The 22211-nt window shown below is 64.2% G+C and carries 20 protein-coding genes and 1 tRNA gene; 5 read left to right on the forward strand and 16 right to left on the reverse strand.

Going from position 1 to position 22211, the window contains the following annotated elements; translation table 11 throughout:
- Window positions 1-35: 35 nt before the first annotated feature.
- Window positions 36-112 (forward strand) — tRNA-Ile (locus tag ACOQOU_RS14245).
- A 127-nt stretch (window positions 113-239) separates the two neighbouring features.
- Here the strand turns inward: ACOQOU_RS14245 and gndA are convergent.
- The 8 genes from gndA to cysG form a co-directional block, all read right to left on the reverse strand.
- Window positions 240-1643: an NADP-dependent phosphogluconate dehydrogenase gene (gene gndA / locus ACOQOU_RS14250; RefSeq protein ID WP_420578737.1), complete on the reverse strand. Its 1404-nt coding sequence runs from the start codon at window positions 1641-1643 to the stop codon at window positions 240-242.
- A gap of 31 nt (window positions 1644-1674) precedes the next feature.
- Entirely contained in the window at window positions 1675-2895 is a 1221-nt protein-coding gene (locus tag ACOQOU_RS14255; RefSeq protein ID WP_306025365.1) for an NAD(P)/FAD-dependent oxidoreductase, read from the reverse strand.
- Between the two features lie 94 nt (window positions 2896-2989).
- Window positions 2990-3817 carry a ferredoxin--NADP reductase gene (locus ACOQOU_RS14260; protein ID WP_306025366.1) on the reverse strand — a complete coding sequence of 276 codons (828 nt, stop codon included), beginning with the start codon at window positions 3815-3817 and terminating at the stop codon, window positions 2990-2992.
- A 15-nt stretch (window positions 3818-3832) separates the two neighbouring features.
- Window positions 3833-4315 carry a DUF934 domain-containing protein gene (locus ACOQOU_RS14265; RefSeq protein WP_306025367.1) on the reverse strand — a complete coding sequence of 161 codons (483 nt, stop codon included), beginning with the start codon at window positions 4313-4315 and terminating at the stop codon, window positions 3833-3835.
- A complete protein-coding gene (locus ACOQOU_RS14270; protein ID WP_306025368.1) occupies window positions 4308-5027 on the reverse strand; it encodes a phosphoadenylyl-sulfate reductase in 720 nt (239 codons plus the stop codon). The genes ACOQOU_RS14265 and ACOQOU_RS14270 overlap by 8 nt, the downstream gene beginning before the upstream one ends.
- The gene (locus ACOQOU_RS14275) at window positions 4993-6666 is read right to left on the reverse strand and encodes a nitrite/sulfite reductase (RefSeq protein ID WP_306025369.1); all 1674 of its coding nucleotides are present in this window, start codon (window positions 6664-6666) and stop codon (window positions 4993-4995) included. Before ACOQOU_RS14275 ends, ACOQOU_RS14270 begins: the two co-directional genes overlap by 35 nt.
- Before the next feature lies 1 nt (window position 6667).
- Entirely contained in the window at window positions 6668-6970 is a 303-nt protein-coding gene (locus ACOQOU_RS14280) for a DUF2849 domain-containing protein (RefSeq protein WP_306025370.1), read from the reverse strand.
- Window positions 6970-8379, reverse strand: coding sequence for a siroheme synthase CysG (cysG, locus tag ACOQOU_RS14285; protein WP_306025371.1), 1410 nt, complete (start codon window positions 8377-8379; stop codon window positions 6970-6972). The genes ACOQOU_RS14280 and cysG overlap by 1 nt, the downstream gene beginning before the upstream one ends.
- Before the next feature lie 325 nt (window positions 8380-8704).
- Between cysG and hemA the strand changes: the two genes are divergently transcribed.
- Window positions 8705-9922 carry a 5-aminolevulinate synthase gene (gene hemA, locus ACOQOU_RS14290; RefSeq protein WP_420578888.1) on the forward strand — a complete coding sequence of 406 codons (1218 nt, stop codon included), beginning with the start codon at window positions 8705-8707 and terminating at the stop codon, window positions 9920-9922.
- A 12-nt stretch (window positions 9923-9934) separates the two neighbouring features.
- Here the strand turns inward: hemA and ACOQOU_RS14295 are convergent, their stop codons facing one another.
- The 5 genes from ACOQOU_RS14295 to ACOQOU_RS14315 are packed head-to-tail and all read right to left on the reverse strand — an operon-like array spanning window position 9935 to window position 14728.
- Window positions 9935-11119: a CaiB/BaiF CoA transferase family protein gene (locus tag ACOQOU_RS14295; RefSeq protein WP_306024489.1), complete on the reverse strand. Its 1185-nt coding sequence runs from the start codon at window positions 11117-11119 to the stop codon at window positions 9935-9937.
- Window positions 11120-11134: 15 nt separating this feature from the next.
- Entirely contained in the window at window positions 11135-11950 is an 816-nt protein-coding gene (locus ACOQOU_RS14300; RefSeq protein WP_306024490.1) for a TerC family protein, read from the reverse strand.
- A gap of 55 nt (window positions 11951-12005) precedes the next feature.
- Window positions 12006-13202 carry an MFS transporter gene (locus tag ACOQOU_RS14305; RefSeq protein ID WP_306024491.1) on the reverse strand — a complete coding sequence of 399 codons (1197 nt, stop codon included), beginning with the start codon at window positions 13200-13202 and terminating at the stop codon, window positions 12006-12008.
- A complete protein-coding gene (locus ACOQOU_RS14310; RefSeq protein ID WP_306024492.1) occupies window positions 13186-14124 on the reverse strand; it encodes an alpha/beta fold hydrolase in 939 nt (312 codons plus the stop codon). Before ACOQOU_RS14310 ends, ACOQOU_RS14305 begins: the two co-directional genes overlap by 17 nt.
- Window positions 14125-14179: 55 nt before the next feature.
- A complete protein-coding gene (locus ACOQOU_RS14315; protein WP_306024493.1) occupies window positions 14180-14728 on the reverse strand; it encodes a tetratricopeptide repeat protein in 549 nt (182 codons plus the stop codon).
- A gap of 172 nt (window positions 14729-14900) precedes the next feature.
- Between ACOQOU_RS14315 and ACOQOU_RS14320 the strand changes: the two genes are divergently transcribed.
- The 3 genes from ACOQOU_RS14320 to ACOQOU_RS14330 all read left to right on the forward strand — a co-directional run bounded on the left by ACOQOU_RS14320 (window position 14901) and on the right by ACOQOU_RS14330 (window position 19111).
- Window positions 14901-16580: a pentapeptide repeat-containing protein gene (locus ACOQOU_RS14320; RefSeq protein ID WP_306024494.1), complete on the forward strand. Its 1680-nt coding sequence runs from the start codon at window positions 14901-14903 to the stop codon at window positions 16578-16580.
- 85 nt (window positions 16581-16665) lie between these two features.
- Complete coding sequence (gene ettA, locus ACOQOU_RS14325; RefSeq protein ID WP_306024495.1) at window positions 16666-18315, forward strand: energy-dependent translational throttle protein EttA; 1650 nt, start codon at window positions 16666-16668, stop codon at window positions 18313-18315.
- Window positions 18316-18328: 13 nt separating this feature from the next.
- Window positions 18329-19111 carry a BglII/BstYI family type II restriction endonuclease gene (locus tag ACOQOU_RS14330; protein ID WP_306024496.1) on the forward strand — a complete coding sequence of 261 codons (783 nt, stop codon included), beginning with the start codon at window positions 18329-18331 and terminating at the stop codon, window positions 19109-19111.
- On the opposite strand, the gene ACOQOU_RS14335 is transcribed toward ACOQOU_RS14330, so the two are convergent.
- The 3 genes from ACOQOU_RS14335 to trxB all read right to left on the reverse strand — a co-directional run bounded on the left by ACOQOU_RS14335 (window position 19081) and on the right by trxB (window position 22141).
- Window positions 19081-19725 carry an MT-A70 family methyltransferase gene (locus tag ACOQOU_RS14335; RefSeq protein ID WP_306024497.1) on the reverse strand — a complete coding sequence of 215 codons (645 nt, stop codon included), beginning with the start codon at window positions 19723-19725 and terminating at the stop codon, window positions 19081-19083. The genes ACOQOU_RS14330 and ACOQOU_RS14335 overlap by 31 nt on opposite strands.
- Before the next feature lie 483 nt (window positions 19726-20208).
- Window positions 20209-21105, reverse strand: coding sequence for a LysR family transcriptional regulator (locus tag ACOQOU_RS14340; protein WP_109769147.1), 897 nt, complete (start codon window positions 21103-21105; stop codon window positions 20209-20211).
- Window positions 21106-21163: 58 nt separating this feature from the next.
- Window positions 21164-22141 carry a thioredoxin-disulfide reductase gene (gene trxB, locus ACOQOU_RS14345; RefSeq protein WP_306024498.1) on the reverse strand — a complete coding sequence of 326 codons (978 nt, stop codon included), beginning with the start codon at window positions 22139-22141 and terminating at the stop codon, window positions 21164-21166.
- Window positions 22142-22211 lie beyond the last annotated feature (70 nt).

Raw genomic sequence — 22211 nt, forward strand, 5'->3', positions numbered from 1 at the left:
CGGCTGGGACCTTTCGGATACGCACGGTCCGGGTGGGGCCTGTAGCTCAATTGGTTAGAGCCGGCGGCTCATAACCGCTTGGTTGGGGGTTCGAGTCCCTCCAGGCCCACCACTATCTGCCGGACTGATTCACGCTCTCGGCTGCGCCTCGAACGATCAGGCCGGTTTGGTTCCGGGTTCGAAGAATGTCTCTCACCCTCCACCATTCCTCCGAAGATTTCCAGAGGGGGCGCCCGGTCTTACCACGGCCCGTGATGGGTGCCGTCCTCGTCGGTGCGCTCAAAGCCGTGCGCGCCGAAATAGTCCCGCTGGCCCTGGATCATGTTGGCCGTCGAGCGCGATGTCGCCATCATGTCGAACCAGTTGAGCGCCGCCGAAAGCGACGGCACCGGCAGCCCGTGACCATTTGCGGCCGTGACGGTCTTGCGCAAGCCCGGCACGTGGCGCTCCATCAGATCGGCGAAGAACGGTGCCATCAAAAGGCTCGTATCGGGCGCCTGTTCGAGCGCGGTCGCCATGTCGTCCAGCATCGCCGAGCGGATGATGCAACCCGCCCGCCAGACACGCGCGACGTCAGCGAGGCGCAGGTCCCAGCCATTGTCCCGGGCGCCATCGGCCAGCATCGCAAAGCCCTGCGCATAGCAGACGATCTTGCCGGCGATCAGCGCGCTTTCAAGGTCGGTGTCGGTCACCGCACCGTCCGGCAGGGGCCGCGCCGGCTCGCCGAAACGGTCTGCGCCGCGCTGCCGTTCCTCGAGCCGCGCCGAGACGTTGCGCGCGGTCACCGCCGCATCGATCACCGGCACCGGCGTGCCCAGTTCCTGCGCTTCGATCGCCGTCCAGCGGCCCGTTCCCTTCTGTCCGGCCCGGTCGACGATCATGTCGATCATCGGATTTCCGGTCTTGGGGTCGGTGGCCTTGAGAACGGCGGCGCTGATCTCGATGAGATAGGAGCGCAGCGGTCCGTCGTTCCACCGGGCGAAGGTCTCGGACATCGCGGCCGGCGTCCGGCCCATGCCGTCGCGCATGATGCCATGGGCTTCGGCGATCATCTGCATGTCGGCATATTCGATGCCGTTATGGACCATCTTGACGAAGTGCCCGGCGCCGGCCGCGCCGAGCAGCGCCGCACAGGGCTCGTCCTCGTAGGTCGCCGCGATCGCCGTCAGCACCGGCGCTGCGCGTTCCCACGCCTCCTCTGAGCCGCCGGCCATCAGCGACGGGCCATGCCGCGCACCATCCTCGCCGCCCGACACGCCAAGCCCGATGAAACGCCTGCCGAGCGCTTCGACCGCAGCGGCGCGCCGTTCGCTGTCGTGAAAGCTCGAATTGCCGCCATCGATGATCAGGTCGCCCTCGTCCAGCAAGGGCAGCAGCGCGGCGATCTGGTCATCGACCGGCTGGCCTGCAGGCACCATCAGCAGGATCGCGCGCGGCGCCTTCATCGCGGCAACCAGATCGTCCAGCGTCTTGGCCGGCGTCAGCCGCCCGGAAAGATCGCCCCCATTGGCGACAAGCGTGTCGATACGTTCCGGCGAACGGTTGTGGACCGCGACACCAAACCCGTTTTCGGCGATGTTGAGCGCCAGGGCGGCGCCCATCGTGCCGAGGCCGATGACGGCGAATTCGGGTTGGCTCATCATACTTCTCCGTTTGCCGGATAGTTCGCGGGGGTTACTTCGCGAACGCCCGCAGATCGAACGTCTCGTCGGCGACCATGTCCGGCGTCAGCGCCTTGCCGTCAGCGAGGATCTTGCGGCTCATCGCATAGGTCGCTGCATCGTTCAGGCAATCGACGGCGAGGAACGTCTCGCCGGCGAAATAGAAGTGCGAGACGCTGCCTTCGCGCTTGCCGGGCCGGACGACCACACGGTCATAGCCCCGGTTGAAGCCGGCGATCTGCAGCTTCATGTCGTACTGGTCCGACCAGAACCAGGGGTGCGGCTCATAGGCGAGATCCTGACCCATGATGTTGGCCGCGACGATGCCGGCCTGATCGTGCGCGTTCTGCACCGATTCGAGCCGCGTCGGCATGTGTCCGAATGGAAAAACGGTGCAGTCTCCGCAGGCATAGATGGCCGGATCGGACGTGCGGGCCCGGTCGTCGACCGTGACCCCGACCGCCACGTCGAGGCCGGCGCTCTGGGCAAGCTCGGCATTGGGAACGATGCCGATGCCGACCACCACCAGATCGCAGGGCAGGGACGTGCCGTCATCCAGTTCGACTGCTGCCGCCGCGCCGTCGGCGTTCCCGGCGATGCGCGCGATCTGCGTGTTCTCCAGGACGCTCACGCCATGGCCTTCGTGAAGCGCTCGGAACGCGTCGGCGGTTTCGCGGCAGGCCACGCGCTGCAGGATGCGCGGTGCGGCCTCGACCACCGTCACCGCCATGCCCTTCTTCGATGCTTCTGCGGCCGCCTCCAGCCCGATATAGCCGCCGCCGATGACGATGAGCCGCTTGCCGTCGGCCATCTTGGCCATCAGCGCGTCGGCGTCGGGCAGATCGCGCATCGTGTGCACATTGCCGAGTCGACCGCCGATCTCGGCGGGCAGTCGCCGCGCGCGCGCCCCCGTCGCAAGAACCAGCGCATCATAGCCGAACCGCGCATCGTCTTCGGTGACCACCTCTTTTGCCTGGCGGTCGATGCCGATGACGCGCGTCGAAAGATGCGCGTCGATCTTCTGATCGCGGTACCAGTCTTCGGGGCGAAGCTTCAGCCGCTCAAGGCTCATCTCGCCGGACATGTAGGCCTTGGAAAGGGGCGGCCGCTGATAGGGAAGGGTCGTCTCTTCGCTCAAAAGCGTGATCGAGCCGCCGAACCCGTGCTTGCGCAGATCGTCGGCAACCGCGACCGCGGCATGGCTGCCGCCCACGATGACAACACGCTCGACCAAAGACTGTCCCCCGAAACGAAAAGCGGCACCAATGATGCCGCCTGTCTAACCGCAATGATGGTCGAATGGCGATGGGTTTTTCAGACGCGCTGCGTCAACCCGCCTCGGCCTCGCCGACGAACGCCTTTTCCAGCACATAGTGGCCGGGCTTGTTGTTGGCGCCTTCTTCCATGCCGGCGGCTTCGCACAATTCCTTGATCTCGAGGTTGAGGCCCATCGAGCCGCAAATCATCACGCGGTCGTCTTCGATGCTCCATGCCGGCACGCCGAGATCGTCAAACAGTTCGCCCGAACGGATCTTGTCGGTCACGCGGCCGGTCTTGGGGCTCTCCTCGCGTGTCGTCGTCGGATAGTAGACGAGCTTGCCGTCGACCATCTCGCCGATCAGCGGATCGTTGACGAGGTTGTCGACCAGTTCGGCGCCGTAGACCAGTTCGTCGCGGGTACGGCAGGTATGGGTCAGGATCACCTGGTCGAATTTTTCATAGACTTCCGGATCGCGGATCAGCGAGGCAAACGGGGCGATGCCCGTGCCGGTCGCCAGCATGTAGAGACGTTTGCCCGGCAGTAGCGCATCGATGACGAGCGTGCCCACCGGCTTGGTCTTCAATATGACCTGATCGCCCACTTGGATCTTCTGAAGGCGCGATGTCAGCGGGCCGTCCGGCACCTTGATCGAATAGAATTCGAGTTCCTCGTCCCAGGAGGGCGAGGCGATCGAATAGGCGCGCAGGATCGGTTTGCCATTGTCGCCGGGCAATCCGATCATCACGAACTCGCCCGATCGGAAGCGCAGCGATTGCGGCCGCGTGAGCCGGAAGGCGAACAGCCGGTCGGTGTAATGGCGCACCCACGTCACGGTCTGCCCGTCCTTGAGGGCGACCGGCTGCGCACCGCCGGCGATGGGCGTCATCTCGTTCATTGTCATGGGCTCCAGTTAGGCGACCTGGGCCGCTTGATGCAACCGTCGTTGATAGGTCGCATTGATCCGCGTCAACCGGGCGAGCCACTGCGCTTCGGGCTGCCGTGCGGCCAGACCCTCGCCGATCGCCACCGCATCGAAGCCGCATCGGCGTGCGTGGACATACTGGTCGGCGATGACATGACCCTGCGCGACCAGCCGTCCGGTAAAGCCCAGCCGGCGCAATTGCATGGCCAGCGAAAATCCGCGCCCGTCGGCGAACGACGGAAAGCCGATGATGATCGCATCGAGCACCTTGAAGTGCGGCGCGACCGCATGCGCATCGATGTCATTGTCGGCGACAAGACCGATCGATGCCGGGCGGTTGGCGGGAAGGCCCGCTTGAAGGTCAGCCAGCGACACCTCGCCATAGGTGCCGGCCATCAGCCGTTCGGCGCGGTCGTCGGGCGCAAACCCGGCGTCGGTGACGATGATCATGGCGTTCCTCTCTTCAGGCATTGGGCGATGGTCCGCGCACGATCGCGCCGTCGACGATGTGAATGCCGCATTCGGTCTTGTCGCGGCCGCGCCAGCGGCCGGCACGCGCATCCTCGCCCGGCTTGACGGGCGAGGTGCACACCGCGCAGCCGATCGACGGATACCCTTGACCGACAAGCGGATGCGGCGGCAGGTCGAAGGCTTCAGCATAGGCGGCCAGATCGTCCGGCGACCACAGGGCCAGCGGGTTGAGCTTGGTCTTGCCGTTGGCCGCTTGTTCGACCGGTTCGATGTCCGACCGGGTCAGCGCCTGATGCCGCTTTCGGCCGGTGATCCAGCCATCGAACCCTTCGAGCGCCGCATCGAGCACCTGCGTCTTGCGCAGATCGCAGCAGGCGTCCGGATCGGTCAGGTGAAGCCGGCCCCAAATGTCGGTAACGCGCACAGCCTCCCGCGCCGGGCGGATCGTCCGCACATCGGTCAGGCCGAGCCGAGACGCCAGCTCGTCGCGGTAGGCCAGCGTTTCGGCGAACAGCATGCCCGTGTCGATGAACAGCACCGGCGCCGTCCGGTCGACGCTCGCGATCAGGTGCAAGAGCACGGCCGACTCGGCGCCGAACGAGGAAACGGCGGCAACGTCGCCGAACCTTCGGTCGATGAGCGCTTCGCGCAACAGGTCGAGCGTTGCGCCCTGCGTGTCAGGCGGCGCGGGCGCTGTCGCGTCGGTGGTCATAGATGGCGTCCTTGAAGGGTTGTGCGCCAAGACGCCGATAGGCGTCCAGGAACGTTTCTTCACCGGTGTGGCGCAAGTCCAGATAGGTGTCGATGATCGCTTCGATCGCCGGGATCAGGTCTTCGGCGGCAAAGCCGGGGCCCGTCCGCTCGCCGATCGTCGCCGTCTCGGTGCCGTCGCCGCCAAGCGTGATCTGGTAGTTTTCCACGCCTGCCTTGTCGAGGCCCAGAATGCCGATATGGCCGACATGGTGATGGCCACAGGCATTGATGCAGCCGGAAATCTTGATCTTCAGCGGGCCGATGTCGCGTTCGAGCTTGAGCGCGTCGAAATGGGTCGCGATCTCCTGGGCGACCGGGATCGACCGGGCCGTCGCCAGCGCGCAATAGTCCATGCCGGGGCAGGCGATGATGTCCGACAAGAGCCCGATATTGGCGGTCGCCAGCCCAGCCTTGTTCAGTTCGGCGTGGACGGCCGGAATGTCGGCCTTTCGCACGTGCGGCAGGATGATGTTCTGCTCGTGGGAAACGCGCAGTTCGTCGTGGCCGTAGCGCTCGGCGATGTCGGCCAGAACGCGCATCTGTTCGGCTGAGGCATCGCCCGGCGTGCCGCCGACCGGCTTCAGCGACACCGAAACGATGCCGTAGGCCGGGTTCCTGTGCTCGCTCACATTGGTCTCGACGAAGGAGCGGAACACCGGATCGTCCGCCTGTGCGCTGTCGAAGACGAGCGACTGGGTGTTGTCGAAGTCCGGCGGCGCGAACGCCGCCTCGATGCGTGCGACAAGGTCCGCCGGCGGGGCCTGGAACAGCGCCTTTTGCTCGGCGAACGCTTCCTCGATCAGCGCCTTGATCTCCTCGGTTCCGGTTTCGTGGACGAGGATCTTGATGCGCGCCTTGTACTTGTTGTCCCGCCGGCCGGCGAGATTGTAGACCCTGAGGATCGCTTCCAGATAGGGCAGCAGGTCCGCCTTCGGCACGAAATCGCGGACGGTCTTGCCGATCATCGGCGTCCGGCCAAGCCCGCCACCGACGATCACCTCATAGCCGGGCTCGCCCGCGTCGTTGCGCACCATGCGCAGGCCGATGTCGTGCGCCTTCGTCACCGCCCGGTCGTTGGGGCTGCCGGTGATGGCGATCTTGAACTTGCGCGGCAGGAACTGGAATTCGGGATGGTCGGTCGACCATTGCCGCAGCAGTTCCGCCGTCGGGCGCGGGTCTTCGATCTCGTCCGCCGCGGCGCCGGCGAAATGGTCGGCGGTGACGTTCCTTATGCAATTGCCCGAGGTCTGGATGGCGTGCATTTCGACATCGGCGAGCGCGTCCAGAATATCGGGTACATCTTTCAGCTTGGGCCAGTTGAACTGGATGTTCTGGCGCGTGGTGAAGTGACCATAGCCCTTGTCCCAGCGCTCGGCGATCATGGCCAGCTGACGCATCTGCCGGGAATTGAGCGTGCCGTAGGGGATTGCGACGCGCAGCATGTAGGCGTGCAGTTGCAGATACAGACCGTTCATTAGCCGCAGCGGCTTGAACTCGTCCTCGGTGAGCGAACCGTCGATGCGGCGCTCGACCTGTTCGCGAAAATCGGCCACGCGTGCCCGCACGAAATCGGCGTCGAAATCGTCATAGCGGTACATGTCAGACCTCCGCCTGTTTGCCGTGGAAATGGTTGGAGGGGCCGCGCGTGCGGAACGCCTCGCGGAAATGTACGGGCTGCGGCCGTCCGTCGGGCCCGATTACCGCATCGGCAAGATAAGCGCCGACGATCTGGCCGGATTGCGCCTGGGCTACGGCGAGCAGCCGCTGCGCCTCGTCCGGATCGTGCGCCACGGCGGCGTCGCCATGCAGACGCGTCCAGCCGCCTTCGCCGGTCAGATAGATCACGTCGCCCTCGAACAAATCGTTCGCGGTGACGATCTGCTTGTGTTTCCGGCGCCCCATCAGACGGCCTCCGCTTCATGGTGCATGTCGGCAATGTCAGCGACTGCGGAGGCCGCGCCGCGTGGCGCGATTCCGTAGAGCAGAATGGCCGGGCCGGTGATACCGGCCTGCCTGAGACGCTCGGGCAGCGTGCCAAGGGTTGCGGCGACGACGCGTTGGTCGGCGCGCGAGGCGTTCTCGACCACTGTCACCGGCGTTTCCGCATCCGCACCATGCATCAGCAGCCGCCCGCGCAAGAACGATGCAGCCTTGATGCCCATATAGATCGCCGCCGCCTCGCCGGGCCGGGCCAGCGCGCGCCAGTCGTGATCGGCAAAGCCTTCCGCGTCATGGCCGGTGATGATGCGCAGCGACGCGTTGCGACCGCGCCGCGTCAGCGACCGGCCGATCGATGCCGCCGCCGCCGATGCGGAAGTAATGCCCGGCACGATCTGGAAGCCGACGCCCGCTCGATCGAGCGCGTCCAGTTCCTCCTCGAGGCGTCCGAACACGGCCGGATCGCCGGACTTGAGCCGCACGACATGGGCGCCCCTGTTTGCATGATCGATCATCAGCGCGTTGATGTCGTCCTGCTTCCAGGCGTCTCCGAAGCCCTTCTTGCCGGTCTCGACGACGATCGCCTCACGCCGCGCCAGTTCGATGACCGGCTGCGGCACAAGCTTGTCGTGCAGGACGACATCGGCCTCGTGCAGCGCGTTGCGGGCCTTCAGCGTCAAGAGCTCGGGATCGCCGGGACCGGCGCCGACGAAAGTGACAAAGCCCGGCCGGTGCCGCGTTTCGATCCCGTCGGTCAGAAGCGTTTCCAGCGTCTTGCGCACGGCCTGTTCGCCGCCCGCCTTGAGGGCGCGGTCGCCGGCGCCGGAATAGAACTTCGTCCAGAAAGCGCGGCGTTTCCTGGCGTCTCCCAGCATGTCGGCGCGCGCTCGAAAGGCCTGGCCGATCCGGGCCAGGACGCCGAGCGAAGCGGGCAGGCGTTCTTCGAGATCGGCCTTGATCTTGCGCGCCAGCACCGGCGCCGCGCCCTCGGTGCCGATTGCCACGGTTACCGGATCGCGGTCGACGATGGCCGGGGTGATGAACTGCGAATCGTCGAGATTGTCGACGATGTTGACCAGCGCTCCGGCGGCGTGGCCGATGGCTGCCGCGCGCGCGTCCTCGGCGGCATCGTCGTTGGCCGCATAGAAGAGGCGGGCGCAGAGCGCGTCGCCGGTCTCGACGGGGCGCTCTGTCAGCGTGATACGGCCTTCTTCGGCCCATTGCCGGACGAGCGGTTCGGGATCGGCACCGAAAACCGAAATTCGTGCCCGGGTCTTCAACAGAAGACGCAGCTTGGCAATGGCGGTTTCACCCGCGCCGGACACGACCACGCGGCGGCCGTCGACATTCACAAAAACCGGAAAATGGCGCATGTACCCACCTCTTGGAACGAGATGCCATTTTAGGTGCGATTGAATCCCGTCAGAAGAACGCCATTCCCAACTCCAACCCTTACGGAGAAAAATTTGTTCTGGCCGGTGGGCCGCGTCCCGGGTCCGGCCGGATTGATCCGTGTCAAGGACCGGCGCGGTTCCGGTTGCGACAATCACACCACTTTGGAAGCGTTCCAATCAGTGGCGCGCTGGTTTATATGGGCAGGAAACACGGGCACGAACGCGAATGCGAAGGTGCCATGCGAGGACGAAGATGACCATCACGCCGATCACCGCGCCAAGCCAGGAACCAATTCAGGGCCAGCTGGATTTTGACCGGTTTTTTGCCGACAAGCTCTCCGGTTTGCACGATGGAGGCAACTACCGTGTTTTTGCGGAGCTTGAGCGCCAGCGCGGGTGTTTTCCGCGTGCGACGCGGCACCGCGGGGACGGCTCGACCCACGATGTGACGGTATGGTGCTCGAACGACTATCTGGGCATGGGCCAGCATCCGGACGTGGTTTCGGCAATGCACGAGGCGATCGACAAATGCGGCACGGGCGCCGGCGGCACGCGCAACATTTCGGGCACCAATCATGGCCATGTGAAGCTCGAAGAGGAACTGGCGGACCTGCACGGCAAACAGGCCGCGCTGATCTTCACCTCGGGCTATGTCTCCAACTGGGCCGCGCTCGGCACGCTTCTGGCGAAGATCCCCGGCATCATCTGCTACACCGACGCGCTCAACCATGCCTCGATGATCGAGGGGATACGGCACTCGCGCTGCGAGAAGCGCATCTTCAGGCACAATGACTGGAAGGATCTTGATCGTCTGATGTCCCAGGACGATCCGGCCGCGCCCAAGCTGGTCGCCTTCGAGAGCGTCTATTCGATGGATGGCGACATCGCGCCGATCGAGAAGATCTGCGATGTGGCCGACAGGCATGGCGCGCTGAAATATATCGACGAAGTGCATGCGGTGGGCATGTACGGCCCGCGCGGCGGCGGCGTTGCCGAACGCGAAGGGCTGATGGACCGGATCGACGTCATCGAGGGGACGCTGGGCAAGGCGTTCGGCGTGATGGGCGGCTACATCACCGGCTCGAAGAACCTTGTCGATTTCGTGCGCAGTTTTGCCTCGGGCTTCATCTTCACGACGGCCTTGCCGCCGGCGCTGGCGGCGGGCGCGGTCGCCTCGATCCGGCATCTGAAGGCCCATGACGACAAGCGCCTTGCGCATCAGGAGGCTGTGAGGAAGGTGCGCGCCGCGCTCGACCGTCAGGGCATTCCGCACATGGCCAATCCGAGCCACATCGTGCCGGTGATGGTGGGCGATGCGGCCAAGTGCAAATGGATCTCGGACATCCTTCTGGACGATTACGGCATCTATGTGCAGCCGATCAACTATCCGACGGTGCCGGTGGGCACCGAGCGGCTGCGCATCACGCCGACGCCGTTCCACACCGATGCCGACATCGCACACCTGTCGAGCGCCCTGTGCGACCTGTGGAGCCAGTGCGCGCTGGCACGCGCCGTGGCGTAGGGGCGCAAGGCGTCAGCCGGCCTCCAACTCCGCCAGAACCTCCTCGGTATGCTCGCCCAGCCCCGGCGATGGGCGGTCGGCGCAGGCCGCGATACCATCAAGCATCACAGGCATGCGCACCGACGGGATCGCATTGCCTGACGCATCGGGCAGATCGACTCGCATCGCGCGGGCGACGATCTGCGGGTCGGCGAATGCGTCGGCAATCGAATTGATCGGTCCGGTCGGCACGTTGGCGGTTTCGCAGGCGGCAACCAGATCGTCACGCTGCCATCGGCGGGTCTTCTCCGAAAGCAGCCCTGTCAGCGCCGCGCGGTTCTCCACCCGGGCCGCATTGGTCGCAAAGCGCGGATCGGCCGGCAACGCCTCAAGCTCCAGCAGAGCGCAGATGCGGGCGAACTGGCCGTCATTGCCCACCGCGATGATGATGTGCCCGTCGGCGGTTTCGATCACCTGGTAGGGAGCGATGTTGGGATGCGCATTGCCGAGCCGGCGCGGCGCTTTTCCGGTGGCCAGGAAGTTCATGTTCTGGTTGGCCATGGCGGCCAGCATCACATCCATCAGCGCCATGTCGATATGGCAGCCCCTGCCGGTCTTCAGCGCCCGGATCAGCGCCGCCTCGATCGCCGCAACCGCATAGATGCCGGTGAACACGTCGGCGATGGCAACGCCCGCCTTCATCGGCTGGCCGGCCGGCTCTCCGGTGACCGACATGAAGCCGGCCATTCCCTGGATGATGAAATCGTAGCCGGGCCGGTCCTTGTAGGGGCCGGTCTGTCCGAAACCGGTGATCGAGCAGGTCACAAGTTTTGGGTTGATCGCCGCAAGGCTGGCATGATCGAGCCCGTACTTGGCCAGACCGCCAACCTTGAAATTCTCGATCACGACATCGGCCGTCGCCGCAAGGCGGCGAATGACGGCTTGCCCGTCATCGGTCTTGAAGTCGACGGCGACCGAGCGCTTGCCGCGGTTGGTGGCATGAAAATAGGCGGCCGACAACGGCTTGCCGTCCGCGCCGGTGATGAAGGGCGGTCCCCATCCGCGCGTCTCGTCGCCGCCGTCCGGGTGTTCGATCTTGATGACATCGGCACCCAGATCGGACAGCATCTGGCCTGCCCACGGGCCGGCCAGCACGCGGGCCAGTTCGATCACGCGGATGCCCGCGAGCGGCCGTTCGGCGGCAATTGATTTTGTCATGTCCTGCCGTTGATTTCAGACCCTCTGACGGAGCTTGCGCGATTGAAGACGCTTTTCCGCCAACAGCTTGCGCTGGTAACGGCCCTGCACGATTTCGACAAGCACCATGGTGACGAGAACGAAGTAGAAGGTCGTCTTGCTCATCGCCTCGACGGTGAAGCCGAAGAAGGACAGATGCGCCAGATGGCCGCCTTCCGTGGTCAGAAGAATGCCCACCAGCAGCAGAACGAAAAGGCCGACCACTTCGTACATCCGGTTGCGGTTGAGGAAGTCGGCGACGGTTTCGGCCATCAGCACCATCAGCGCGCCTGACACGATGATGGCAGTTGTCATGACGGCGAAATTGTCGGTCAGCGCGACGGCGGACAAAACCGTGTCGAAGGAGAAGACGACGTTCATCGCGGTGATCCAGAACAGCGCGCGCATCGGCGAGGCGTTTGCCGCCCGTTCGGCCGCGTGCCCGATATCGTCGATCGCCAGAAGGTGGAAGATCTCGCGCATCGCCGTGTAGATGAGGAACACGCCACCGGCCAGGACGATCAGCGCATGGCCGGAAATCTCACCCTCGATGAAGGGCGGGATGGAGATGGTCGCGAACGGTTCCTGGAACGCCTGGATCAGTTGCAGGACCACGAACAGCAGGACGATGCGCAGCACGATGGCAAGGATGATGCCCAGCCTGCGAATGCGCTCCTCATGCTCCTCTCCCGCCTTTTTCGCCTCCAGCGAGATGTAGAGAAGATTGTCGAAACCCAGAACTGTCTCCAGCGCCGTCAGCACAAGGAGGGTCGTCAGGTTCTCGATCGTGAAAAGCCCTTGCAGCAGTTCCATGGCGCACCCCTTTCCGATGGAAGTGGGTCTGCCCTACCAGAGCTTTCGGGGTGCGTCACCCTGCCCGCAGTCGCCGGTCCACGATGATGTAGAACAGCGCGGTCAGCAGCGCAATGAAGGCCGCGCTCATATAGACGCCGCCAATGCCGCCCAGCGGATCGATCAGCAGCACGAACGGCGCGGCCAGAAACTGCGCCATGAATACCGACATCGTCATCAGGCCTGCTGCCTGACCGCGCATGGCCGGCGGCACGCGGGAATAAAGCCAAGTGGTCGCGTTCGGCAGCACGATGCCCGACGCGCAGCCGACCAGCACCATCAGCCCGAACACCACCGGCAAGGGCGGCTGCAGCGACAGCGTGGCGAAACCTGCCGACGCCAACAGAAATGCAAGCGAGGCCAGAAGCGGTGGCGGTGCCATCGCCCGGATACGTCCGAAGACAAGCGCTACGATGCCGCTTGAAAAGGTCAGGAGCGCGATCGCGCTGCCGGCGAGTGCGGCGCTGTCGAGGCCCATGTCGCGCAGCATGAATGGCAGTTTCAGCGGTATGGTGAAATATGTGAAGAAATTGGCGAAGGCGGCAACGCAGATCATCGCCGTGAACGCCCAGGGGAAACGCCCTTTTGGCGCCCGCGTCTCGGGCATCTTGTCCGCTGGCGGCCCACAAGGCACCCATGCGAGGATGAACGGAATCAGGAGCAGCGGCGCAAGATAGACGGCGAACGGCCCACGCCAGTGCAGATCGGCCAGAAATCCGCCGGCCATGATGAAGCTCATGCCGCCAAAGCTCATCGCCGCGGCCTGATAGCCCAGAATGCGCCCGCGTTCGGCATCGTCGAACAGGTCGGCAATCAAGGCCATCGCCGAGGTCATGATCGCGCCGACGGCGACGCCCAGGAACAGGCGGCCGAATGTGATCAGGCCGATCGTGTCGAGATAGAGACCGGACGAACCGGCGACCACGTAGACAACGATGCCGGTCAGCAACACCCGGCGCTTGTGTGTCCGGTCGGCGAGAAGGCCGGCGAGCGGCGCGGCGATGGCGATCGCCAGCCCCGGTACGGTCAGGATCAGAGGCACCAGCGCCGCTCCGCCCGGTTGCGTTTCGAAATGGGCGGCGATGCCCGGCAGGGAGGGCGCGATCGTCGCGCCGGCCATGACGGTGAGCGTCGCGCACAGCAAGAGGATGACGAGTGCGGGAATCCGCGCCGCCATCCCCCCGGTCGTGTCCGGATCAGGCGATGCGCTCATCGAGCCACATCACGAGCTGGGAAATCGCTTCATCCGCGATGCTGCTGTTCAGTGTCTCGTGGGGCGTGTCGGGATGGACCGTCGTGGTGACATCGGCGAAGCCGGCCTTGCGCAGGCGTTCGGCCTGCGCGGTCACGGCCTTGCCGCGATCGGTTGCGGGATCCCTGTCGCCGCCGACGAGATGAAACGGAAGCGCGCGCGCCGACGGCGATGCATCGCCAACCTCGCCACCGGCAAAGATCATCGAGAACACGTCCTGCCACATGCCGACCGATGCGTTCCAGCCGCACAAGGGATCGGCGATATATGCGTCCACTTCGGCATCGATGTCGCTCAGCCAGTCGAAATCGGTTCGCCGGTTCGGCACCGCCCTGGCCCATTGCGCGAAGGTGAGCTTCGGCAGCAATCGCGAGGGCACATCGTTGCCCAGCCGCAGACGCTCCCATTTGAGGATCAGTTGCGCTGCACGGCCGGCGAGACCGCCCGAAAAATTGGCGTTCCAGACGGCTGCGCCGGACAGCCCCTCCGGATGGCGCAACGCGTAGTTCATCGTGATCAGTCCGCCCATCGAATGGCCGAAGATGAAGATCGGGATCGATCCATGACGATCGCGAATGCGCGCGTGCACGGCGCCCACATCGCCGAGCACCTTGGCGACTCCGTCGCCTTGAGTGGAAAAACTGCCGGGCGGCGCGTTTGGCGCCGTCGTCGCGCCATGGCCGCGATGGTCGTGGGCGTAGACAGCGATGCCTTTCGCTGACAGCGCGTGTGCGAAACGCGCGTAGCGCGCGGCATGTTCGGCAAGGCCGTGGTTGATCTGCACGACCGCGCGGACATCGTCCGTCGCCGGCTGATGGTAGACGTGCAGACTGGACCCTGTTGGCGAAGCCAGCTCGAACTGATCGGCGAAGTCGGTTGTCATGGCGCGCACATGGACGGGCGCGGCCGGCTGCGTCAAGTGAAAGGAACCATGCGCCTCAGTAGCGCCAGGCCCGGTCTTCGGTCGCCGCCACGATCGCCTCGGCCAGTTCGGCGTAGCCGCGGCAGTCGCGCCCGCAGCGCGTCTCGATGGCATCGAGTTGGGCGATGGCGCCGGCGCGGTCGCCATCAAGCAGCAGCGCCTGACCCATATAGGAGCGGGCCAGCGTGTAGTTCGGGTCGAGCGCGATGGCGCGGCGATAGTGAGTTATGCCGGCCTGTAGGTCGCCGGCATTGCGTGTCGCATAGCCCAGATAGTTGAGCACGTCAGGCCGGTTCTGGTCCTTGATCATGCCCAGAACCGTGACCGCTTCCTTGAACCGGCCCAGATAGGCCAGCGCACGGCCGTTTTCGAAGAGCGCGTCATCGTCGAGGCTTTGCTGGTCCGCGGGCACGCACTCGTTCTTGCCGCGATCCCAGACTTCGCCGTTGTTGCATTGGCGCACCGCGTCGTTCGAAGCGTCGTCGTCGCCGCCGCCGACGGCAAGGGCCGGCGCCGTCAGCACGAACGCGGACAGGAAGATGGCGGCAAAGAGCTTGCGGTGCATGACGGACTCCCTTCGGTTGCCGACAATGTCGGACTTCGGGTCGGAACGTCGAGCCCTTCGCGCAATGAACACGCGAATGTGATGCCGCACCGCAGCCGGGCTGGCGCCGGCAAGACGGTTGCAAGCTCCCGGCCGTTCGGCCAATTTGCGCCGGCGGGAAGGGGGAGAAGCGGTGACCGAGCCGGACATCAGCGAGGAATTGCCGGGAGGCCGGCCGGACGGCGAACCGGAGTATCGCTATCTTCCAAGGCGGAGCTTCCCTTTCGGCCTCGTCGTCTTCGTGCTCGGCTTTGTCTGCGGCATTCCCATCGCCATGTTCGCGCCTTCCATGGTCGCCGACTACGGCCAGCTCGTCATCACGGTGATTTTGTCGGTGCTGTTCGCGCTGGCGCTGATCCTGTCGGTCGTGTTCGCGCTGCGCGACCGCATCTGGCGCTGGCTGTTCCGGCGCAGCGAGATCGAACTGAGCCGCTTTGCCGGCCCACTGAGCGATGTCGCCAAGAGCGCTGCCGAAGGCAAGGTCGATGCGGCCACCGACGCGGCGCGCACCTTCGCCGAGATCGCGCTGGCGCGCTATGCCTGGGTGTCGACGCGGCGCTGGCTGATCGGTTCGATCACCGGGCTGATTGCATCGATCGCGGCGCTTGCCGGCTCGGCCTTGTTGTTCGAGCAGAACCGGCTCTTGCGCGCGCAGTCGATGCTTCTGGCCGAGCAGAACACCCGTATCGACGACCAGACCGAATTGTTGCGCGCGCAGGCGCGCCTGTCCGACACGCAAACCCAGCTCGCAGAGGCCGAGCGCAGCGCCCAGGTCGGCCCCGAAGTGATCGAGATCGGCGCGCTGATCGGCGGCGAGCGGCAGGCCTATCTGGAGGCCGGCAACGACATTGACGATTTCGGCCTGGCCGATCTGTCCACGTCCGTGCGCAGCCGCATCGTCGCCGCGACGCTCGTCGCCCGGCCCTATCTTTACCTGCGGCCGCGCCAGGCCAATCCGCTCGACGACAATTCGCTCACCATGAAGGCGCTCAGCCGGCGGCAGGACGCGCTGATCGCGCCGGACATGCTGGCCGACTTCGATGCGGACAATGAGACCACCGAACTGATCGATTCCCCGCTCAGCCCCGAGCGCGGCGATCTCCTCTCGATGCTGGTCGACAATTCGATCCTCGACACCGAACTGCTCAGCTTCGTCGGCGCCGATTTCAGTTTTGCCGAAGTGAGACGCGAAGTGCTGCCCGGCGTGTCGATGCGCCATGCGCGGCTTTCATTTGCCGACTTCACCCTGGTGCGCCTTGTCGGCTGCCGGTTCGGAGCCGCAAAGCTCGAACATGCGGTGTTCGAAAAGGCGGTGGTGCGCGGCTCGGACTTCTCCAGCATCGCCGCCTCCGACGTGGAGCTTCCCTTCTCGGGCGAGGGCGTCGATCTGGTGCCGACCTTCCTGACCGGCGCCATGTTCACCGATGCGGTGATCATCGATACGGCATTCCGGCGCATTCAGGCAATCGCGCCGTCCTTTTCCGGTTCCGTTGTGGCGGCGGTCGATTTCACCGGCGCCGGCCTGAACGCGGCCGAGTTCCGCGATGCCATCATCATGGACAGCGTCTTCGACGGTGCCGAACTGCGCTCGGTCGATCTGGAAGGCGCGATCGTTTTCGACCTGGGCTTCGTGCAGGCGCTGGCGCAGGCCGCCGCGCCGGGCACCTTCGTTGCCGAGCGCTGGTCGCTTGAGCCTTTGTCTGCCGCAGAACTGGCGGAACATCCGCGCTACGACGCGATGACCGTCTATCTGCCGGAAGTGGCCCATGCCGGGCGGCAGGCGTTCCGCATTGTCCGAAACCAGGGGCAATAAGACCGGCCCGCGCGCCGATTGCCCTTGATGGCCGTTTCGCCTAAGGAACCGCAAATTCCACCCATCATCAGACGGGAGCGCGCGCGTGGCACGCCAGTTCATCTATCACATGTCCGGCCTCAACAAGGCCTATGGCTCCAAGAAGGTTCTCGAGAACATCCACCTGTCCTTCTACCCGGACGCCAAGATCGGCATACTGGGTCCGAACGGCGCCGGTAAATCCACGGTTCTGCGCATCATGGCGGGGCTCGACACCGAGTTCACCGGCGAAGCCTGGCTGGCCGAGGGCGCAACGCGCGGCTACCTGCCGCAGGAGCCGCAGCTCGACGAAACCAAGACCGTGATGGAGAACGTCATGGAGGGCGTCGCCGACAAGAAGGCGATCCTCGACCGCTACAACGAACTGATGATGAACTATTCCGACGAGACCGCCGAGGAAGGCGCCAAACTCCAGGACGTCATCGACAGCCAGAACCTTTGGGATCTCGACAGCCAGGTCGAAATGGCGATGGACGCGCTGCGCTGCCCGCCCGGCGACAGCGAGGTGGTCCATTTGTCCGGCGGCGAAAAGCGCCGCGTCGCGCTGTGCCAATTGCTGCTGCGCCAGCCCGATCTGCTGCTGCTGGACGAGCCGACCAACCATCTGGATGCCGAGACCATCGCCTGGCTCGAAAAGCATCTGCGCGAATATCCCGGCTCGGTCCTGATGATCACCCACGACCGCTACTTCCTCGACAATGTGACCGGCTGGATCCTCGAACTCGATCGCGGCCGCGGCATTCCCTATGAGGGCAACTACACCGCCTATCTGGAGGCCAAGGCCAAGCGCATGGCGCAGGAGGGCCGCGAGGAGGCCTCGCGCCAGAAGGCGCTGGCCCGCGAGGCCGAGTGGATTTCCGCCTCGCCCAAGGCCCGGCAGGCCAAGTCCAAGGCCCGCATCAAGGCCTATGACGAACTGGTCAAATCGGCCAATGACCGCCGTCCCGGAGACGCGCAGATCATCATCCCGGCCGGCGAGCGTCTCGGCAACACGGTGATCGAGGCCGAGGGTCTGACCAAGGGCTATGACGACCGCCTGCTGATCGACGATCTGGACTTCAAGCTGCCGCCGGGCGGCATTGTCGGCGTGATCGGGCCGAACGGCGCCGGCAAGTCGACGCTCTTCCGCATGATCACCGGGCAGGAAAAGCCCGACAGTGGCCGGATCACCGTCGGTGACACGGTGAACCTGTCCTATGTCGACCAGAGCCGAGATGCGCTCGATCCCGACAAGACAGTCTGGGAGGAGATCTCCGGCGGCAACGACATCATCAAGCTTGGTCCGCACGAGATGAATTCGCGCGCCTATTGCGGCGCCTTCAACTTCAAGGGCGGCGACCAGCAGCAGAAGGTCGGCACGCTGTCGGGCGGCCAGCGCAACCGTGTCCATCTGGCCAAGATGCTGAAAGAGGGCGGCAATGTGCTGCTGCTCGACGAGCCGACCAACGACCTCGATACCGAAACGCTGGCAGCGCTCGAAGAGGCGCTGGAAAACTTCGCCGGCTGCGCCGTCGTCATCAGCCACGACCGCATGTTCCTCGACCGCCTCGCCACGCACATATTGTCGTTCGAAGGCGACAGCCATGTCGAATGGTTCGAGGGCAATTTCGAGGATTATGAGCAGGACAAGATCAGGCGGCTCGGCCCCGAAAGCGTCAATCCGAAGCGGGTGACGTATAAGCGCCTGACGCGGTAAAGGCGATTGGGCCGTGTTTGAGCGATTGAAAGATGCCGGCTTCGACGTGCTGACGCTTCACCACGCTGAGGCCATCATGATGGGAGATTTCCCCGAGGCTGTTGACGAGTTGGAAGAGGCATTGCTGGCGCTGTCGCTTCCGGTTCTTGAGATAGTTGGCAGCGGCGGTGGTGAAACAAAACTGACTCAACGTCTTCGACGCGACTTGGCTGGCAAAGGGTGGCTAAAGCGCAACATTGAGATCAAGAAGATCGTCCGCTGGGACGAGGGCGACGAAGGCCGAGAGGTCGCCTCGCTTTCTCATGAGATTGATCATGTGAAGTCGTTCGGCTCAGACGGTCGCACGTTCGCTCTAGAGATAGAATGGAACAACAAGGACCCCTTCTTCGACCGCGATCTGGAAAACTTCAAGCGGCTGCATGCTGAAGGCGCGATTTCAATAGCGGGCCTGATAACGCGGGGGGCGTCGCTCCATGCAAATATGCGGGGTATCATTGGCCGTTTCGCTGACGAAAACCAAATCACAGATTTTGCCACTTTGGATGCATTCGGCTATTCGCCAACGCGGCGACAGCGCGAGAACATAACGGCCCGCGCCGAGAGGTCCGGCAGCTTTCGCAATGCCTGGGTGGATTGGTTCGTCGCCGACAAATTTGGCGAGGCGACGACCCATTGGCGAAAACTGCAGGACCGTGTGCTGCGCGGTGTCGGCAACCCATGTCCTCTGGTTCTTATCGGTATCCCGGACTCGGTGGTCAGTTTTGACTATTCGGCCGCCTCGACCGACGAGTTGTAGGCATAGGTTTTCCAGGTCGGCTTGTAATCGTCGTCGGCCTGATCACCCCAGTAAGTCCATCCAGGACGCGTTCCGCGTGCAAACAGTTCCAGATAGGGGCCGGGTGAGCAGTCCTCGATCACGTCATATTGCTCGTCCGGCTTGCGGGAATGCTCCCGCTTGCGGGTTTGGATCATGTTGACCTGACTGCGGGCAGGCGGCAGCGTGCGAGCATTCTTTCCGCGAACACCGAACAGAATGATCTCGGTCACGTTGCGGAAATAGAAGCCGACTCCACGACCGTCGGAGCCCCCATCCTTGCGCACCTTATGCCAGACGATGTTGGACTTGTACTGGAAACCCCAAGCTTGCATGACCTGCAGTCCTTCGGGCAGCAATGCGTTTGGCACCCAGAGATAAAGGTGGGCCGTGTGCTCGGCCACATCTGAAACCGGCAGAGCACAGATGTCATCAAGCGTCATGGTCCCGTAGCGCGAAAGGCGCCTGTGTTCGGGAGCCACCTTCCCGGTCCTGTTCTGAAAGCGCCAAGGCGGATCCGCGAGAATTGTACTGAACGTGTCGCCACCCGTACGCATCAAAAGGTCCTGCCCGGCGCTTCTCGTTTCGACATTCATTGCTGAACTCCCCAAAAGAACAAAAGCAGAACCAAGCGTGCAAGTCAAGCTAGGCCGATTCGGTTGCGCGAGTCTGTAAGCGGCGGCCATTGTGCCCAGCTTAGCGCAGACGACTGCAATGTCAGTTGGAGAATGGAGACAAAAAAGCCGGACCGCTGGGAGGAGGTAGCGGTCCGGCTCAATGAGAGTTGCAGAAGCGGGAGGAGGTGCTCCTGCAAAACACATTCAGGTAACGGTCGGGAGGAGGTGACCGCGTTCCTGATGAGAGGAATATGGCCCCCGCCCCCGATGCATTCAATTGCATTTTGTGCATTGCACATATGCAAAACTGCATGGCTGATGCGGCAATCGGTAGCAAACAGGCGCCTCAAGCCGCCTTTTTCACCAATAGCGCGAGGAATGCGCCCCAAAAACGGGCAGCCGGCCCATTTGGGCTCTCGGTCTATGTGCAGTGCACCCGCCACCGGTACGATCGTGGAGCGCCTAAAACTCCCAGCCGCGCGCCTTGGCGAACAGGAAATCGCGAAACGCCTGCAGCTTGGCCGATGAGCGCATCGATTCGGCATAGGCGAAATAGGTGTCGAACGAGGGCAGGGCGACGCCTTCGACCACACGCACCAGTCCCGTGTCACGCTCGACCGCATAGTCGGGCAGCATGGCGATGCCGACCCCGCGCTGCACCGCCCGCTTGATCGACATGATCGAGTTGATCTCCAGCACGGCCGGGCGCGGCTCGCCATCCTCGCGGCCCAGCGTCAGCAGCGAATTGAGCTCCTGCAGATAGTCCGGCGCCGGCTCGCCAAAGGTGATGATCCGGTGATCGTCGAGATCGTCAACGGTGGCCGGCGTGCCGAACCGGGCGAGATAGCCGGGCGAGGCATAGATGTGGAAATGGACGATGAACAGCCGGCGCTGGATCAGGTCCGGCTGTTGCGGCTGGCGAAGGCGGATGGCGCAGTCGGCCTGGCGCAGATTGAGATCCAGTTCCTCGTTCGACAGGACCAGCTGAACCTTGATGTCGGGATAAAGCTCGAGGAATTCCTGCACCCGGTAGGTCAGCCAGCCCGAGCCCAGTCCGACGGTGGTTGTTATGCGCAAGGTGCCCGACGGTTTGTCGGTCGTGTCGACGAGCCGCGCCTTGACGTTTTCGAGCTGCAGATAGACGTCGTGCGCGGTGCGGAACAGAAGTTCGCCCTGCTCGGTCAGCACCAGGCCGCGCGCATGCCGGTTGAAGAGCGGTGCGCCGATATCGCTTTCAAGGGCCGAGACCTGCCGGCTGACAGCCGATTGCGAAATGTGCAGCTTTTCGCCGGCCTGCGTGAACGAGCCGGCCTGCGCCGCGGCGTGAAAGACCCGCAATTTGTCCCAGTCGAGCGGCATTGCCGGACCTTCTTGCGAACTTGCCGGCGCACCGGCCCGGCTATCCTACCACAAGGGCCTATTCGGCCGCTTCCATCTGCGCTTCCTGCGCGGCGAGGTATTTTTCGGCCTCCAGAGCCGCCATGCAGCCGAGCCCTGCGGCTGTCACGGCCTGGCGATAGATGTCGTCGGTGACGTCGCCCGCCGCATAAACGCCCGGCATCGATGTGGCCGTCGAATCGGGCGCCGTCCAAAGATAGCCGTTCGGCTTCTGCCTGAGCTTGCCTGCAAACAGTTCGACCGCCGGCGCATGGCCGATGGCGATGAAGACGCCTTCGGCCGCTAGTTCGGTGACCGCTCCGGTGTGCACATTCTTCAGCCGCACGCCGGTCACCGCGGCGGGCAGCGCCGGGTTGAACTTTGCGCCGACGATCTCCTCGAGTGTGCTGTCCCAGACGACTTCGATATTGTCTTTCCTGAACAGCCGGTCCTGCATGATCTTTTCGGCGCGCAATTCGTCGCGCCGGTGCACCAGCGTCACGGACTTGGCGAGGTTCGACAGATACAGCGCTTCCTCGACCGCGGTGTTGCCGCCGCCGACCACCACCACATCCTTGCCGCGGAAAAAGAAGCCGTCGCAGGTCGCGCAGGCCGAAACGCCATAGCCCATATAGGTCTGCTCGCTCTCGATGCCGAGCCATTTGGCCTGGGCGCCGGTCGCGATGATCAGCGCATCGCCGGTATAGACGGTGCCGCTGTCGCCGACGGCGCGGAACGGGCGCACGTCGAGATCGACCTCGGTGATCACGTCATGGCGGATGTCGGCGCCCACATGCTCGGCCTGAAGGCGCATCTGCTCCATCATCCACGGCCCTTCGACGGCCTCGGCATAGCCCGGATAGTTTTCCACCTCGCTGGTGATCATCAGCTGGCCGCCCTGCTGCAGGCCTGCAACCATGACCGGCTTGAGCATGGCGCGCGCCGCATAGATGGCCGCAGTGTAGCCGGCCGGTCCCGAACCGATGATCAGGACGGGTGAATGGATGGTCTCGGTCATGGCAGTCTCGATCTTTCCTGTCGGTTCGGCATCAGGCCCCGGCGTCGTGTCCCCTGTGGCGGCCCCAACG

Origin of the sequence: Oceaniradius stylonematis, assembly GCF_965223445.1 — a bacterium.
Lineage (GTDB): Bacteria > Pseudomonadota > Alphaproteobacteria > Rhizobiales > Rhizobiaceae > Roseitalea > Roseitalea stylonematis.